The sequence below is a fragment of the Pseudomonas sp. S5F11 genome (genome assembly GCF_019641515.1).
GTDB lineage: Bacteria > Pseudomonadota > Gammaproteobacteria > Pseudomonadales > Pseudomonadaceae > Aquipseudomonas > Aquipseudomonas rhodesiae.
In genome coordinates, this window is record NZ_JAIFJZ010000001.1 from 1,514,582 (window position 1) to 1,528,546 (window position 13,965).

13 protein-coding genes are annotated in these 13,965 nt (G+C 59.5%); 9 read left to right on the top strand and 4 right to left on the bottom strand.

Annotation, left to right across the window (positions count from 1 at the left end; translation table 11 throughout):
• The first annotated feature begins 53 nt into the window (after nt 1-53).
• The 7 genes from K1567_RS06535 (at nt 54) to K1567_RS06565 (ending at nt 8,404) form a co-directional block, all read left to right on the top strand.
• Nucleotides 54-860, top strand: coding sequence for an alkaline phosphatase family protein (locus K1567_RS06535; protein ID WP_034096736.1), 807 nt, complete (start codon nt 54-56; stop codon nt 858-860).
• Nucleotides 861-865: 5 nt separating this feature from the next.
• Nucleotides 866-1,702, top strand: a complete 837-nt coding sequence (locus tag K1567_RS06540) for an ABC transporter permease subunit (RefSeq protein WP_162276720.1) — start codon at nt 866-868, stop codon at nt 1,700-1,702.
• Entirely contained in the window at nt 1,689-2,489 is an 801-nt protein-coding gene (locus K1567_RS06545) for an ABC transporter permease (RefSeq protein ID WP_103387496.1), read from the top strand. Before K1567_RS06540 ends, K1567_RS06545 begins: the two co-directional genes overlap by 14 nt.
• Complete coding sequence (locus tag K1567_RS06550) at nt 2,486-3,475, top strand: ABC transporter ATP-binding protein (protein ID WP_034096733.1); 990 nt, start codon at nt 2,486-2,488, stop codon at nt 3,473-3,475. The genes K1567_RS06545 and K1567_RS06550 overlap by 4 nt, the downstream gene beginning before the upstream one ends.
• Nucleotides 3,476-3,503: 28 nt before the next feature.
• A complete protein-coding gene (locus K1567_RS06555) occupies nt 3,504-4,157 on the top strand; it encodes an HAD family phosphatase (RefSeq protein ID WP_220698273.1) in 654 nt (217 codons plus the stop codon).
• A gap of 277 nt (nt 4,158-4,434) precedes the next feature.
• Nucleotides 4,435-6,516 carry a carboxy terminal-processing peptidase gene (locus K1567_RS06560; protein WP_169868305.1) on the top strand — a complete coding sequence of 694 codons (2,082 nt, stop codon included), beginning with the start codon at nt 4,435-4,437 and terminating at the stop codon, nt 6,514-6,516.
• A 118-nt stretch (nt 6,517-6,634) separates the two neighbouring features.
• Complete coding sequence (locus tag K1567_RS06565) at nt 6,635-8,404, top strand: bifunctional diguanylate cyclase/phosphodiesterase (protein ID WP_034096730.1); 1,770 nt, start codon at nt 6,635-6,637, stop codon at nt 8,402-8,404.
• On the opposite strand, the gene K1567_RS06570 is transcribed toward K1567_RS06565, so the two are convergent.
• From K1567_RS06570 to K1567_RS06585, 4 genes are all read right to left on the bottom strand, one after another.
• A complete protein-coding gene (locus tag K1567_RS06570) occupies nt 8,401-8,772 on the bottom strand; it encodes a hypothetical protein (RefSeq protein ID WP_034096729.1) in 372 nt (123 codons plus the stop codon). The two genes, K1567_RS06565 and K1567_RS06570, sit on opposite strands and share 4 nt — an antisense overlap.
• A complete protein-coding gene (locus tag K1567_RS06575) occupies nt 8,769-9,107 on the bottom strand; it encodes a helix-turn-helix transcriptional regulator (protein WP_034096728.1) in 339 nt (112 codons plus the stop codon). Before K1567_RS06575 ends, K1567_RS06570 begins: the two co-directional genes overlap by 4 nt.
• Nucleotides 9,108-9,203: 96 nt before the next feature.
• On the bottom strand, nt 9,204-9,659 hold the full coding sequence (locus tag K1567_RS06580; protein WP_034096727.1) for a YkvA family protein: 456 nt from the start codon (nt 9,657-9,659) through the stop codon (nt 9,204-9,206).
• A 298-nt stretch (nt 9,660-9,957) separates the two neighbouring features.
• Complete coding sequence (locus K1567_RS06585; RefSeq protein ID WP_034096726.1) at nt 9,958-10,689, bottom strand: FKBP-type peptidyl-prolyl cis-trans isomerase; 732 nt, start codon at nt 10,687-10,689, stop codon at nt 9,958-9,960.
• 247 nt (nt 10,690-10,936) lie between these two features.
• On the opposite strand from K1567_RS06585, the gene K1567_RS06590 reads away from it, so the two are divergent.
• Both K1567_RS06590 and K1567_RS06595 read left to right on the top strand, forming a co-directional pair.
• Nucleotides 10,937-12,745: a di-heme-cytochrome C peroxidase gene (locus tag K1567_RS06590; protein ID WP_169868307.1), complete on the top strand. Its 1,809-nt coding sequence runs from the start codon at nt 10,937-10,939 to the stop codon at nt 12,743-12,745.
• Nucleotides 12,742-13,908 (top strand): catalase family protein, encoded by a 1,167-nt coding sequence (locus K1567_RS06595; RefSeq protein ID WP_169868309.1) that lies wholly within the window; start codon nt 12,742-12,744, stop codon nt 13,906-13,908. The genes K1567_RS06590 and K1567_RS06595 overlap by 4 nt, the downstream gene beginning before the upstream one ends.
• Nucleotides 13,909-13,965: the final 57 nt, after the last annotated feature.

A 13,965-nucleotide genomic window follows, 5' to 3' on the forward strand; every position in this document is an offset into this window, starting at 1 on the left:
TCGTTCCTCCTGAGGAATTGAGTCAAGTCTATTGCTGCGGAGCGCTCTCCCCCATGAAGCACAACGTCATCCTTGTCGTGCTCGACGGCCTGAACTTCGAGGTTGCAAGGCACGCCATGGGACATTTGCAAGCGTATGTCAGCGCAGGACGCGCAGCCCTCTACAAACTGGATTGTGAACTGCCCGCGCTGTCCCGCCCGTTGTACGAATGCATCCTCACCGGCGTACCGCCGATCCAGAGCGGTATCGTCCACAACAACGTCTCGCGCCTGTCCAACCAGCGCAGCCTATTCCATTACGCCACCGCCGCCGGCCTTAGTACCGCAGCGGCGGCTTATCACTGGGTCAGCGAGCTGTACAACCGCACGCCGTTCATGCCTGCGCGGGACCGTCATACCCACGACCCGGCGCTGGCGATCCAACACGGGCATTTCTACTGGAATGACCACTACCCGGACTCCCACCTGTTCGCCGATGCCGAAAGCTTGCGGCTCAAGCACACGCCGAACTTTCTGCTGGTGCACCCGATGAACATCGACGACGCCGGCCACAAACATGGCCTCGACACCGCGCAATATCGCAACAGCGCGCGCTCAGCCGACATCATCCTGGCCGACTACCTGCAAGGCTGGCTCGATGCCGGCTACCAGGTGCTGGTGACCGCCGACCACGGCATGAACAACGACCGCTCCCACAACGGCCTGCTGCCGGAAGAGCGCGAAGTACCGCTATTTGTGCTGGGCGATGCCTTCAGCCTGGATGCCGGCGCGGCGCCGAAACAAACCGAGCTGTGCGGCACTGTCTGCGAATTATTGGGCGTGCCCCACGACAAGCCTGTCTGCCGGGAGTTGCTCAAGTGAATGCCATGACCCGCGGCAAATGGCTGGCCCTGCTGTGCCTGATGCCTTTTGCACTGTTCTTTATCGTGTTCGAAATCGCGCCGTTGGTATGGGTGCTGATCAACAGCCTGCAAACCGAAGAGTCCGGCTGGGGCGTGGACAACTTCACGCGGATCTTCAGCTCCAAGTTCTACCTGCAGGCCATCCAGTACAGCCTGGAGATCAGTTTCTACTCCAGTGTGTTCGGGATCATCATTTCCGTGCTGGGCAGCTACTCGCTGCGCCGGGTGGACTCGCCCCTGCGCAACTTCGTCACCGCCTTCGCCAACATGACCAGCAACTTCGCCGGCGTCCCCCTGGCCTTCGCCTTCATCATTCTGTTGGGGTTCAACGGCAGTATCACGATCATGCTCAAGCAGGCGGGCATCATCGAAGACTTCAACCTGTACTCGAAAACCGGGTTGATCATCCTCTATACCTATTTCCAGATTCCCCTCGGCGTGTTGCTGCTTTACCCGGCCTTCGATGCCTTGCGCGAGGACTGGCGTGAGTCGGCAGCGCTGCTGGGCGCCAGTGGCTGGCAGTTCTGGCGACACATTGGCCTGCCAGTGCTCACGCCCGCGCTGCTCGGCACCTTCGTGATCCTGCTGGCCAATGCCTTGGGCGCCTATGCCACGGTGTACGCATTGACCACCGGCAATTTCAACGTCTTGCCGATCCGCATCGCCGCGATGGTGTCCGGGGATATCTCCCTGGACCCGAACATGGCCAGCGCCCTCGCCGTGGTCCTGGTGGCGTTGATGACCGTGATCACCGTGGTCCATCAATTGCTGCTCAAGAGGAGCTACCATGTCTCGCGCTGAAGCCGGCCCGGCCTCCCTCTACCATCGCGTCATGGTGTACCTGCTGTTTGCCATTCTGGTACTGCCGTTGGTGGGCACGTTTATCTATTCGATTGCCAGCAGTTGGTCGGCGACCATTCTGCCGGCCGGTTTTACCCTGAAATGGTATGTGCAGCTGTGGAGCGACCCGCGCTTTCTGATGGCCTTCGGTCAATCATTGGTAGTGTGCGTGGGCGCGCTGATCCTGTCGGTGGTGCTGATCCTGCCGCTGCTGTTCGTGGTGCATTACCACTTTCCCAAACTCGACGCGCTGATGAATATCCTGATCCTGCTGCCGTTTGCGGTGCCGCCGGTGGTGTCGTCGGTAGGCTTGCTGCAGCTTTACGGCTCCGGGCCGATGGCGATGGTGGGCACGCCGTGGATCCTGATCGGCTGCTACTTCACGGTCGCGCTGCCGTTTATGTATCGGGCGATCACCAACAACCTGCAGGCCATCAACCTGCGCGACCTGATGGACGCCTCGCAACTGCTCGGCGCCAGCACCTGGCAAGCCGCGATCCTGGTGGTGCTGCCCAACCTGCGCAAAGGCCTGATGGTGGCACTGTTACTGTCGTTCTCGTTCCTGTTCGGTGAGTTCGTGTTCGCCAACATCCTGGTGGGCACCCGCTACGAAACCCTGCAGGTGTACCTCAACAATATGCGCAACAGCAGCGGCCACTTCACCAGCGCCGTGGTCATTTCCTACTTCTTCTTTGTACTGGTATTGACCTGGGTCGCCACCTTCTTGAACAAGGACAAAAGCCAATGAGCTTCGTCAGCGTGCAACATCTGCAGAAAAGCTACGCCGGCACGCCGGTGTTCAGCGACATCAATTGCGAAATCGCCAAGGGTGAATTCGTCACCCTGCTCGGCCCGTCCGGTTGCGGCAAATCGACCCTGCTGCGCTGCATCGCCGGCCTGACAGCCGTGGACAGTGGGCAAATCCTGCTGGATGGCCAGGACATCGTTCCGCTGAGCCCACAGAAGCGCCACATCGGCATGGTGTTCCAGAGCTATGCGCTGTTCCCCAACATGACCGTCGAGCAAAACGTCGCGTTTGGCCTGCGCATGCAAAAGGTCAACGCCGCTGACAGCCACAAGCGCGTGCAGGAAGTACTGCAACTGGTGGAACTCAAAGACCTGGCAGGCCGTTATCCGCACCAGATGTCCGGCGGCCAGTGCCAGCGTGTCGCCCTGGCCCGCTCTCTGGTGACCCGCCCACGCCTGTTGCTGCTGGATGAACCGCTGTCGGCGCTTGATGCCCGGATTCGCAAGCACCTGCGCGAACAGATCCGCGAGATTCAGCGCGAGCTGGGGCTGACCACGATTTTCGTGACCCATGACCAGGAGGAAGCGCTGACCATGTCCGACCGCATCTTCCTGATGAACCAGGGCAAGATCGTGCAGAGCGGCGATGCGGAGACGCTCTATACGGCGCCGGTGGACGTATTCGCCGCCGGTTTTATCGGCAACTACAACCTGCTGGACTCCGACACGGCTAGTCGCTTGCTGCAACGCCCGATCAGCGGCCGCATCGCGATTCGCCCGGAATCCATCGAACTGAGCCGCAGCGGCGAACTTGACGCACTAGTGCGCAGCCACAGTCTGCTGGGCAACGTGATCCGCTATCGTATCGAAGCCCGCGGCGTAGAGCTGGTGGTGGATGTGCTCAACCGTTCGGCGCAGGATCTGCACCCTGACGGCCAGCGCCTGGCACTTTCCATCGACCCCAGCGCGCTATGTGAAGTAGCCTGAGCAGTGATTTATTGAGAGAGCGTAACGGATGGCATTGGTAATTTTTGATTTGGACGACACCCTGATCCACGGCGACTGCGCCACCTTATGGAGCGAGCAGATGGGCCGTCTGGGCTGGGTCGACCCCGAGTCGTTCATGCGCAGGAACAACGAACTGATGGACGCCTACAGCCAGGGCAAACTGGCGATGGAAGACTTTATGGACTTCAGCCTGGAGCCGATGATCGGCCGCACGCCGGAGGAAATCGAGCACTTGGTGGAGCCGTGGGTCGAAGACGTGATCGAACCGCTGATCTACAGCGACGCCACCAAAACCATTGCCCGCCACCGAGCTCAGGGCGACCGGATTGTGGTGATCTCCGCGTCGGGCACGCATTTGGTTAAGCCGATTGCTGCGCGTATCGGCATCGACGAAGTGCTGGGCATCGAGCTGGAGGTCAGCCATGGTGTTTACAGCGGTAAAACGGTGGGCGTACTGACTTACCGGGAAGGCAAGATCAAGCGTTTGCTGGACTGGCTGGCGCAGGAAGATGAAAACCTGGACGGTGCGTACTTCTATTCGGATTCGCGCAATGACTTGCCACTGCTGCTGAAGGTCGATCATCCCCAGGTGGTGAACCCGGACCCGGTATTGCGGGCACATGCCGAGCAGGCGGGCTGGCCGATTCATCACTGGGTTTGATGCCGCCCTGGAGGCTGCTATAAATCGACGCGATCAAGGCCAGAAGTCGTCATTAGAATGTGAAATGAGCCTACATCCTATGTAGGACTCGGGGCGCCAAGCGCATCACATGACCTTCAACGCCTTGCAATGCTTTCACAGTGCCTCCATAGTGAGTCTGGACTGAGCCCGTAGCAGTAGCGCCGGGCTTTTTGCATTATGCGACCGGCCCACACGGAACCGGCGACTTCAAAGACGGCCTAATATGCGTTATCAATTGCCCCCGCGTCGAACCAGCATGAAGCATCTGTTCCCCAGCACCGCCCTCGCTCTTTTCATTGGTCTCGGCTTTGCGTCGATGTCGACCCATACGTTCGCAGCCAACAGCTGGGACAACCTTCAGCCGGATCGCGATGAGGTGATCGCCAGCCTAAACGTCGTCGAGTTGCTCAAGCGCCATCACTACAGCAAGCCGCCGCTGGACGACGCGCGCTCGGTGATCATCTACGACAGCTACCTCAAGCTGCTGGATCCGTCGCGCAGCTACTTCCTGGCCAGCGACATCGCTGAGTTCGACAAGTGGAAGACCCAGTTCGACGACTTCCTCAAGAGCGGCGACCTGCAACCCGGTTTCACCATCTACAAGCGCTACCTGGACCGCGTCAAAGCGCGTCTGGACTTCGCGCTGGCTGAACTGGACAAAGGCGTCGACAAACTTGACTTCACCCAGAAAGAAACTCTTCTGGTGGACCGCAAGGACGCCCCTTGGCTGACCAGCACCGCTGCCCTCGACGATCTGTGGCGCAAACGCGTCAAAGACGAAGTGCTGCGCCTGAAGATTGCCGGCAAAGAGCCCAAGGCCATCCAAGAGCTGTTGACCAAGCGTTACAAGAATCAGCTGGCGCGTCTGGATCAGACCCGCGCCGAAGATATCTTCCAGGCGTACATCAACACCTTCGCGATGTCCTACGACCCGCACACAAATTATCTGTCGCCAGATAACGCGGAAAATTTCGATATCAATATGAGTCTGTCGTTGGAAGGCATCGGTGCCGTCCTGCAAAGCGACAACGACCAAGTCAAGATCGTGCGTCTGGTGCCAGCAGGTCCGGCCGACAAGACCAAGCAGGTCGCACCGGCCGACAAGATCATCGGCGTGGCCCAGGCAGACAAAGAGATGGTCGATGTCGTCGGTTGGCGCCTGGACGAAGTGGTCAAGCTGATCCGTGGTCCAAAAGGCAGCGTGGTACGCCTGGAAGTGATTCCGCACACCAATGCCCCCAACGACCAGACCAGCAAGATTGTGTCGATCACCCGTGAAGCGGTGAAGCTCGAAGACCAGGCCGTGCAGAAGAAAGTCCTTAACCTCAAACAGGATGGCAAGGATTACAAACTGGGCGTCATTGAGATCCCGGCCTTCTACCTGGACTTCAAAGCCTTCCGTGCTGGCGACCCGAACTACAAGAGCACCACCCGCGACGTTAAGAAAATCCTGACAGAACTGCAGAAGGAAAAAGTCGACGGCGTGGTCATCGACCTGCGCAACAACGGCGGCGGCTCGCTGCAAGAAGCCACCGAGCTGACCAGCCTGTTTATCGACAAAGGCCCGACCGTGTTGGTACGCAACGCCGACGGCCGTGTCGACGTGCTGGAAGACGAAAACCCGGGCGCGTTCTACAAAGGGCCGATGGCGCTGTTGGTCAACCGCCTCTCGGCGTCGGCTTCGGAGATTTTCGCCGGTGCCATGCAGGACTATCACCGCGCGCTGATCATCGGCGGCCAGACCTTCGGCAAAGGCACCGTGCAGACTATCCAGCCGCTCAACCATGGCGAGCTGAAGCTGACACTTGCCAAGTTCTACCGGGTGTCCGGACAGAGCACCCAGCACCAGGGCGTGCTGCCGGATATCGATTTTCCGTCGGTCATCGACACCAAGGAAATCGGCGAAAGCGCTTTGCCGGAAGCCATGCCGTGGGACACCATCCGTCCCGCTATCAAGCCGGCATCCGACCCGTTCAAGCCATTCCTCGCACAGCTCAAAGCTGACCACGACACCCGCTCCGCCAAGGACGCCGAATTCGTGTTCATCCGCGACAAGCTGGCCCTGGCCAAGAAGTTGATGGAAGAAAAAACCGTCAGCCTCAATGAAGCGGACCGCCGTGCGCAGCATAGCGATATCGAAAACAAGCAACTGGCCCTGGAAAACATCCGCCGCAAGGCGAAGGGTGAAGACCCGCTCAAGGAGCTTAAGAAAGAAGACGAAGACGCGTTGCCAACCGAGGCGGATAAAACCAAGCCGGAAGACGACGCCTACTTGGCCGAGACGGGCCGAATTCTGCTGGACTACCTGAAGGTCAGCAAGCAGGTAGCCAAGCAGTAAATGATGGCGATTTAATGTGAACGCTCTCCGGAGTGTCATCAAATAGACATCATTCTGTCGTGAAATAAAGGACCCCAGGCATTATGCCTGGGGTCCTTTTTTTTCGATCGAGATCGCCATGACCATGACCGAACAGCTGAACGCATTGGGCTCAATCCTGGCTCAAGGCAGTTTGCACAGCCTGTTCCAGCCGATCCTGTGCTTATCCGAACGACGTATTCTGGGCTACGAAGCGCTCAGCCGCGGCCCCTCCAACAGCCCCCTGCACTCCCCCGTCGCGCTGTTCGCCGTGGCCAGCCAGGCCGGACGCCTGAGCGATTTGGAAATGGCATGTCGCGAGAGTGCCTGTCGACGCTTCAGCGAACAGCAACTGCCGGGCAAGCTGTTTCTCAACATCTCGCCGGAATCCTTGATGGAAACGGCACACCAGCCGGGCCGCACTCTGCAACTGCTGCACGACTTCGGCATCCCGCCCAGCCAAGTGGTGATCGAACTCACCGAACAAACCCCCACTGACGATTTCGATCTACTGCAGACCGCCCTGCACCACTATCGCAACATGGGATTTTCCATCGCCTTGGACGATCTGGGCGCCGGGTATTCGAGCTTGCGCCTGTGGTCAGAGCTACGTCCCGACTACGTCAAAATCGACCGGCACTTTATCGACGGCATCCACCAAGATGCGCTCAAGCGCGAGTTTGTCGGCTCGATCCTGCAAATCGCCAAGGCATCGCGCGCGCAAGTGATCGCCGAAGGTATCGAGTTGCCGGAAGAGCTGGCGGTATTGATGGAAATGGGCGTCGACCTGGTCCAGGGCTATTTGCTCTGTCGGCCACAGGAACAGCCACCGCAGGAAGCGCGGTTGATGCTGCCCAAACCCGACAGCGCCAACATGTCCCTCAACGAAGAAGGCAGCGACCTCAGCGCCCTGCTGAACGAACAACCGGCGGTGGATCAAGACACCGCCACCGCCCAAGTCTTGGAGGCCTTTCGCCGCCAGGCCAATCTCAACTCCCTGGCAGTGCTCGATGGCCGCGGTCACCCTGTGGGCATCGTGCACCGGCATTCGCTGTCCGACGCACTGCTCAAGCCGTTCGCCACCGATCTTTTCGCGCGCAAGCCCATCAGCCGCCTGATGAGCAGTGACTTCCTGGCAGTGGAGCTAAGCCAGTCGCTGCAACAGGTCAGCCGCCTGCTGACCAGCCGCGCGCGGCAACGGATTGAAGAAGATTTCATCATCACACTCAATGGTGACTACCTAGGCCTGGGTCGGGTGATCGACGTGCTGAAGCTGATCACCGAGCTGAAAATCCAACAGGCGCGCTACGCCAATCCACTGACGTTGCTGCCGGGCAACGTGCCGATTCAGCAGTGCCTCACGCGCCTGTTACAGCAGCAACGGGAATCCGTGATCTGCTACGTGGACATCGACAGCTTCAAGCCCTTCAACGATATCTATGGCTACGGACGGGGGGATGAGGTGTTGCTGTGCCTGGCGCAGTGCCTGAACGACCGGGTCGACCCCAGCCGCGACTTCGTCGGGCATATCGGTGGCGATGATTTTTTGCTGGTACTGGGGCCGCAGGATTGGCGCAGACGGCTCAACCAGTTGCTGGATGATTTTCACACCCAATGCCGGCGCTTCTACCGCGCCGAACACCTGGATGCCGGCTGCTTCGTCGCATTGAACCGCCAGGGTGTGCGCCAGGAGTTTGCCCTGCTTTCGCTGTCGATCGGCGTTGTCCATCTACATCCACAGGCCTGTGAACAGCTCGACGCCAGCCAGTTGGCAGAGCTGGCGTCGCAGGCCAAGCATCATGCCAAGGACATGGAGGGCTATAGCGTCCATGTGATCAACAGCATGGACATGCTCTCGCCAACGCTTTAAGCCTCGGCGGACTCCGGATACTCGTATTCGAATACCCGTACCACTTCCGAAGCATGCCAGGAGGCAGCGGCCACACCGTCGGACGGTCCGCTGAAACGCCCAAGACGCTCCACGCATTCAAAAAAACCAGTACGCGGCAGGCGGCTGGCGCCCTGGCTGATCACCAAGGAGCTACGCAGCGGCTGATCGGCCTTGGCATCCAAGGCCGCCAGGTGCTCCAGGGCGGCGGCCAAGGTCTGCATGGCCGGCGAGGGAAACTGCAAACGCTCCAGCAGCGCCCGATACGTCAGTAGATGGCGCTGGCGGCGCGCCTGATCCAGTTCATTGAGCAACCCATCCCAGTGTTGACGACTGATACGTAGGCTCAAGATTCATCCCTCCAACCTGCAACGCCCAATTCCCAGGCCAGGCTGCGGCGGATCGCAGCATCCGGCTGACGCTCACCACTTTCGATCAATCCAAGATAAGAAGGGCTGATACCCACCGTGCGGGCCAGCGCTTCAATGGCAAGGCCCTTGGTCTCACGCAGGCCGCGCAGGTCGGCGAGAGGGCGCAGGTCCTGATCGGACGCGGCCTGGGCGGAGGAGTAAGAAGGAGATGGAGGCTGTTGCTGACCGGCCGCTTTAAGCAGCGCCTGGTACTGCTCCCATGGCAACACCGCGTATTCGGGTGCGCCGTTGCGTGAAATTATCTGAATATCCATGACTGCCCCGTAGGATAACAACACTTACAACGTAAGCACTTTCCTTAGGAGTGTAATCCTAACAGCCGTATAGGTCGCAGGGGGATAGCGATGCAATCAGTTTTTTTGCGGGTTTTCCTGGGCCAACAGCGCAGGCGTGGCAGGCAGGCGCTCGACCACGGCGAGCTTCTCCGGGCGCTGTGCCTCACGCCAAGCACGGAAGGCGTTAAGTTCGCCGTCCAGCGTCTTCATGATCCATGCTAGTACGGCGATATCATCGAACATACCAAACATCGGGATAAAGTCCGGGATCGCGTCGACAGGGCTCAGAAAGTACATCAGCCCCGCCACGATCGAGATCAGTGCCTTGGGGCTGATGGCGCGGTATTCGCCGCGCCAGTAAGCCAGGCAAAGGGCTTGAAGCAGCTTGAGGTCGTCCTTGAGCTTGCCGAGGCGGCTGCCCTGGCTGGAACCTTTGGCGGCGACGGCGAACAACAAGGTCGGCAAACGTCCACGCCCCAACAAACGTGCCGCCATGGGCAGAAAGCGGGTGAAATTGAAGGGTGGTTTCATCGGTCACTCCAGTTCCAGTCGACACACAAGGTTATCCACACAAATTGTGGATAACCTTGTGAACAGAGCCTGTTTTGCGGCCTGAAAGCCACGGGTTACAAGGCTTACAGTCAGATCGGGCGTTTTTTGCGCACCTCAAAAAAACCCAAGATTTCATTGACTTGGCGTTGCTGTGCGGTTACCCGTGCTCGAGTGTTATATCAGACTGTTACAGGTTGCGGACGTTCGTTTGGATGTACGCGAACCGCAGAAACAACAACGCCCCGTCGAGACGGGGCGTTGTGTGTTCAGGCGCCGATTACTTCTTGGCGGCCGGTGCGGCAGGAGCTTCAGCCTTGGCTGGGTCCTTGATGCCCAGCAGCTCCAGGTCAAATACCAGCACGGAATTGGCTGGAATCGCCGGGCTCGGGCTCTGAGCACCGTAGGCCAGGTCGGACGGGATATACAGTTCGACCTTTTCGCCAACGTGCATCAATTGCAGACCTTCGACCCAACCTGGAATCACGCCGCTGACCGGCAGGTCAATCGGGCTGCCGCGATCCACGGAACTGTCAAAGGTAGTGCCGTTAGTCAGCTTACCGGTGTAGTGAACAGTGACCACGTCAGTAGGCTTAGGCTGCGGGCCATCGGCTTTCTTGGTGATCTTGTACTGCAGACCGGAAGCAGTGGTGACGACGCCGTCTTTCTTGGCATTGTCTTCGAGGAATTTCTTGCCGGCGGCTGCCGACTCTTCGCTCATTTTGGCCATGCGTTCTTCAGCACGTTTTTGCAGTGCGGCGAACGCTTCAACCAGTTCGTCGTCTTTGAGCTTCTGCTCTTTCTTGCCGACGGCATCTTCGATGCCTTGGGCTACTGCTTTGGAATCCAGGTCATCCATGCCTTCCTGGGCAAGGCTTTTGCCCATGTTCAGGCCGATGCCATAGGAAGCTTTTTGCGCCGGGGTTTTCAGCTCTACGCTGGTCTGCGAATCACAACCCGCAAGTACCAGGCTAACCAGGGCCACCGCCGCCGCCAACCGATGCTGTTTCATGCTATTTCCTTGTTCATGCGCCAATAGGGCATTTGAATAAAGTCGCGAGCTTATCAGGCGGCCACGACCAATGGCTACCGGCATGTGAGCAGGAAACTTCCGATAAGTTCACGTGTTTAAAAGCATTTTCATTCATTATGAGGGCCCGCGACGGACCGCGGGACCGCCTTCATCCAGGCTCATGGCCACTTGCCGCACCTCTGGCCTAGTGGCATAACAACGCAACCCCTCGACAAGGATAGTTATCTTGCGCATTTTTTCCCGTATTTTGCTGCTGATCGGGCTCGTGCTGGGCCTGATTCTGACGGTGGTGATCTATTACATCGTCAACCCCACGCTGCCGGACCCTGTGCCGGTGAAGCAGGTGCATTACCAGGACCAATGGAGCGCCGCCGACCGCCAGACCTACTACTTCACGCCTCAGGGCACCCAGGTAAAAGGCCTGCATTACGATTGGTTCACCGCCCTGGAATTGCCGTTCTCCGAGCGACGCTTTGCCACACCAGAATACCTGGCGCGCTTCGGCTTTCTGGTCGACCCCAAGCAGGTGCCCAGCGCGCAAAACCCCGGCAATCTGCCTGTAGGGTTCGCCCGCCACAAAAACGCCGACAGCAACGTTGAATACCTGGATATCACCTGCGCCGCGTGCCATACCGGCGAGTTGCATTTCCAAGGCCAGGCGCTGCGTATCGATGGCGGCTCGGCCCAACACGTTTTGCCATCAAGCGTACCCACCCTGCGCGGCGGTAGCTTCGGCCAGGCACTCGTTGCCAGCCTGGCGGCAACCTATTACAACCCCTGGAAATTCGAGCGCTTCGCCCGTCAGGTGCTGGGGGATCGATATGAAACCGACCGCAGCCAACTGCGTCAGGATTTCAAACAATCGCTGAATCAATTTCTCAAAGTGGCCTGGAACGATACCCACCGCGGCCTCTATCCCACCGAAGAGGGCCCCGGTCGCACCGACGCCTTTGGCCGCATCGCCAACGCCAGCTTTGGCGATGGGATTTCGCCGGACAACTACCGCGTCGCCAATGCCCCCGTGGACTACCCGCAGCTGTGGGACATCTGGACCTTCGACTGGGTGCAATGGAACGGCTCGGCGCAACAACCCATGGCACGCAACATCGGCGAAGCCCTGGGCGTCGGCGCGACCCTGACCTTCTTCGACAGCGCCGGCCAACCCCTGCAAGGCGAGGCGCGCTACCCTTCCAGCGTACGGGTGCGCGACCTCAACCTGATTGAAGAAACCCTGCAACGCCTCAAACCGCCCACCTGGCCGGAAGACCTGTTCGGCGCCATCGACAAGCCTCTGGCCGCCCAAGGTCGCGCGCTGTTCGCCGAAAACTGCGCAGGCTGCCACGTACCGAATGTGACCGAGGAAAATGGTCGGCCAGTGCAGCACTTGAAAATGCTGCCGGTTGAATACATCGGCACCGACCCTGGTACCGCCAGTAATATCGCCGATCAACGTTACGACCTCAGCGCCCTGCAATGGGACCCGGCCGAACTGGCCCGACTGAATGTCGAACTGCACCCCACCCCGACCGAACCGTTGGACCTGAAGAAAATGTCGGTGGCCAAAGGCCTGGCCTACGTCACCGCCTTTGTCGAAGACCACGCCTACCGTGCCGCCGGCGTGACTCCAGCCGAGCGCCCACGCCTGGATGGCTATGGCCTGCCGATCGGCGTGCGCGAGTTGCGTGCTTACAAGGCGCGTCCACTGGCCGGCGTGTGGGCCACGCCACCGTTCCTGCACAATGGCTCGGTGCCGACTATTTACCAACTGCTCTCGCCCCAGGATGAGCGCAGCACCACCTTTTATAAGGGCACCTTCGAGTACGATCCGCGCCATTTGGGCTTTGAGACCGCGGCGTTCAAGAATGCCTTCCTGTTCGACACCCGGGTGACGGGTAACCATAACAGCGGCCACGAATTCCGTGCCGGCCAACGAGGCAACGGCGTGATTGGCCGTGGCCTGCTGCCGCAGGAGCGCTGGGCGCTGCTGGAATACCTCAAAGTACTGGGCGGCCCTTTGGAGCAACAACTGCCATGATGATTCGATCTCAATATGACCGCCCTTCCCTGCTTGCACGCCTCTGGTTGTGGGTTGGCCGCTTTCTTGGCAAGACGTTGCTCTGGCTGGTAACGCTGGGCCTGATTGGCTGGCTGGCGACCACGGCCTGGTATGCATGGCAACATAGCGGCCCGGTGTCGGCAGATGAGCAAGTGTCGCCGGGTGAAGCAGCGATGACCCAAGGCATCATCCAGACGGCGGTACGCATCGTCGATCAGCATCGCGAAGGCACGCGCTACCTGCGCGACGCCCACGCCAAAGCACATGGCTGCGTGAAGGCCGAAGTCAGTGTATTGAGCGATCTGGACCCTGCGCTGCGCCAGGGCGTGTTCGCCGAACCCGGTAAGACCTGGCAGGCCAGCATGCGGCTGTCAAACGGCAATGCCTACCCACAGTTCGACAGCATCCGCGACGCGCGGGGCATGGCGCTCAAGTTACTCGACGTACCGGGCAAACAACTGCTGGCGGACCAGCAAAGCCGTACCGAACAAGACTTTGTGATGTTCAGCCATCCCAACTTTTTCGTCAGCGACGTCGCGGAGTACGCCCAGAACATCGGCGCCCAGGCGGACGGCAAGAAAGTGCTGGCGTTCTTTCCCAAGATCGACCCACGCACATGGCAAGTGCGCCATCTGTTTATCGCCCTGGCAACTCTGGCGCCGGCACCGGCCAGCCCGACGCAGACCACCTACTTTTCGGTATCGCCCTACAAGTTCGGCGCGGCCAATGCCAAATTCCGCGTAGCGCCCGCCCCACAGAACTGCCCGGAGTACGTGCTGCCCAAACAGAACCAGGACCTGCCGAACTTCTTGCGCAGTGCCTTGAGCCAGCAGCTGTCGACAGATCGTGTACCGGCGTGCTTCGTCTTGCAGATCCAGCGGCAGAATCCGCAGAAGTTCATGCCCATCGAAGACACCAGCATCGAGTGGAAAGAGAGCGACGCGCCCTATGAAACCGTAGCCACCGTCCGGATTCCGGCTCAGGACTTCGACACCCCGGCGCAAAACCTGGCGTGCGACAACCAATCGTTCAACCCCTGGTTTGGCGTCGCGGAGCACCGCCCCATCGGCGGTATCAACCGCCTGCGCAAGGCGGTGTATGAAGCAGTCAGCGACTACCGCCATAGCCGCAACGCGCCGTAAAGAGTACGTAACAAAGGGCCCGACGCTGTAAGGATTGCGTCGGGTCTATTGAGGTGT

Excerpts from the sequence above, each read along its gene's own strand:
- K1567_RS06535 (WP_034096736.1), top strand. The coding sequence starts at position 54 with ATGAAGCACAACGTCATCCTTGTCGTGCTCGACGGCCTGAACTTCGAG.
- K1567_RS06540 (WP_162276720.1), top strand. The coding sequence starts at position 866 with ATGACCCGCGGCAAATGGCTGGCCCTGCTGTGCCTGATGCCTTTTGCA.
- K1567_RS06545 (WP_103387496.1), top strand. The coding sequence starts at position 1,689 with ATGTCTCGCGCTGAAGCCGGCCCGGCCTCCCTCTACCATCGCGTCATG.
- K1567_RS06550 (WP_034096733.1), top strand. The coding sequence starts at position 2,486 with ATGAGCTTCGTCAGCGTGCAACATCTGCAGAAAAGCTACGCCGGCACG.
- K1567_RS06555 (WP_220698273.1), top strand. The coding sequence starts at position 3,504 with ATGGCATTGGTAATTTTTGATTTGGACGACACCCTGATCCACGGCGAC.
- K1567_RS06560 (WP_169868305.1), top strand. The coding sequence starts at position 4,435 with ATGAAGCATCTGTTCCCCAGCACCGCCCTCGCTCTTTTCATTGGTCTC.
- K1567_RS06565 (WP_034096730.1), top strand. The coding sequence starts at position 6,635 with ATGACCATGACCGAACAGCTGAACGCATTGGGCTCAATCCTGGCTCAA.
- K1567_RS06575 (WP_034096728.1), bottom strand. The coding sequence starts at position 9,107 with ATGGATATTCAGATAATTTCACGCAACGGCGCACCCGAATACGCGGTG.
- K1567_RS06580 (WP_034096727.1), bottom strand. The coding sequence starts at position 9,659 with ATGAAACCACCCTTCAATTTCACCCGCTTTCTGCCCATGGCGGCACGT.
- K1567_RS06585 (WP_034096726.1), bottom strand. The coding sequence starts at position 10,689 with ATGAAACAGCATCGGTTGGCGGCGGCGGTGGCCCTGGTTAGCCTGGTA.
- K1567_RS06595 (WP_169868309.1), top strand. The coding sequence starts at position 12,742 with ATGATGATTCGATCTCAATATGACCGCCCTTCCCTGCTTGCACGCCTC.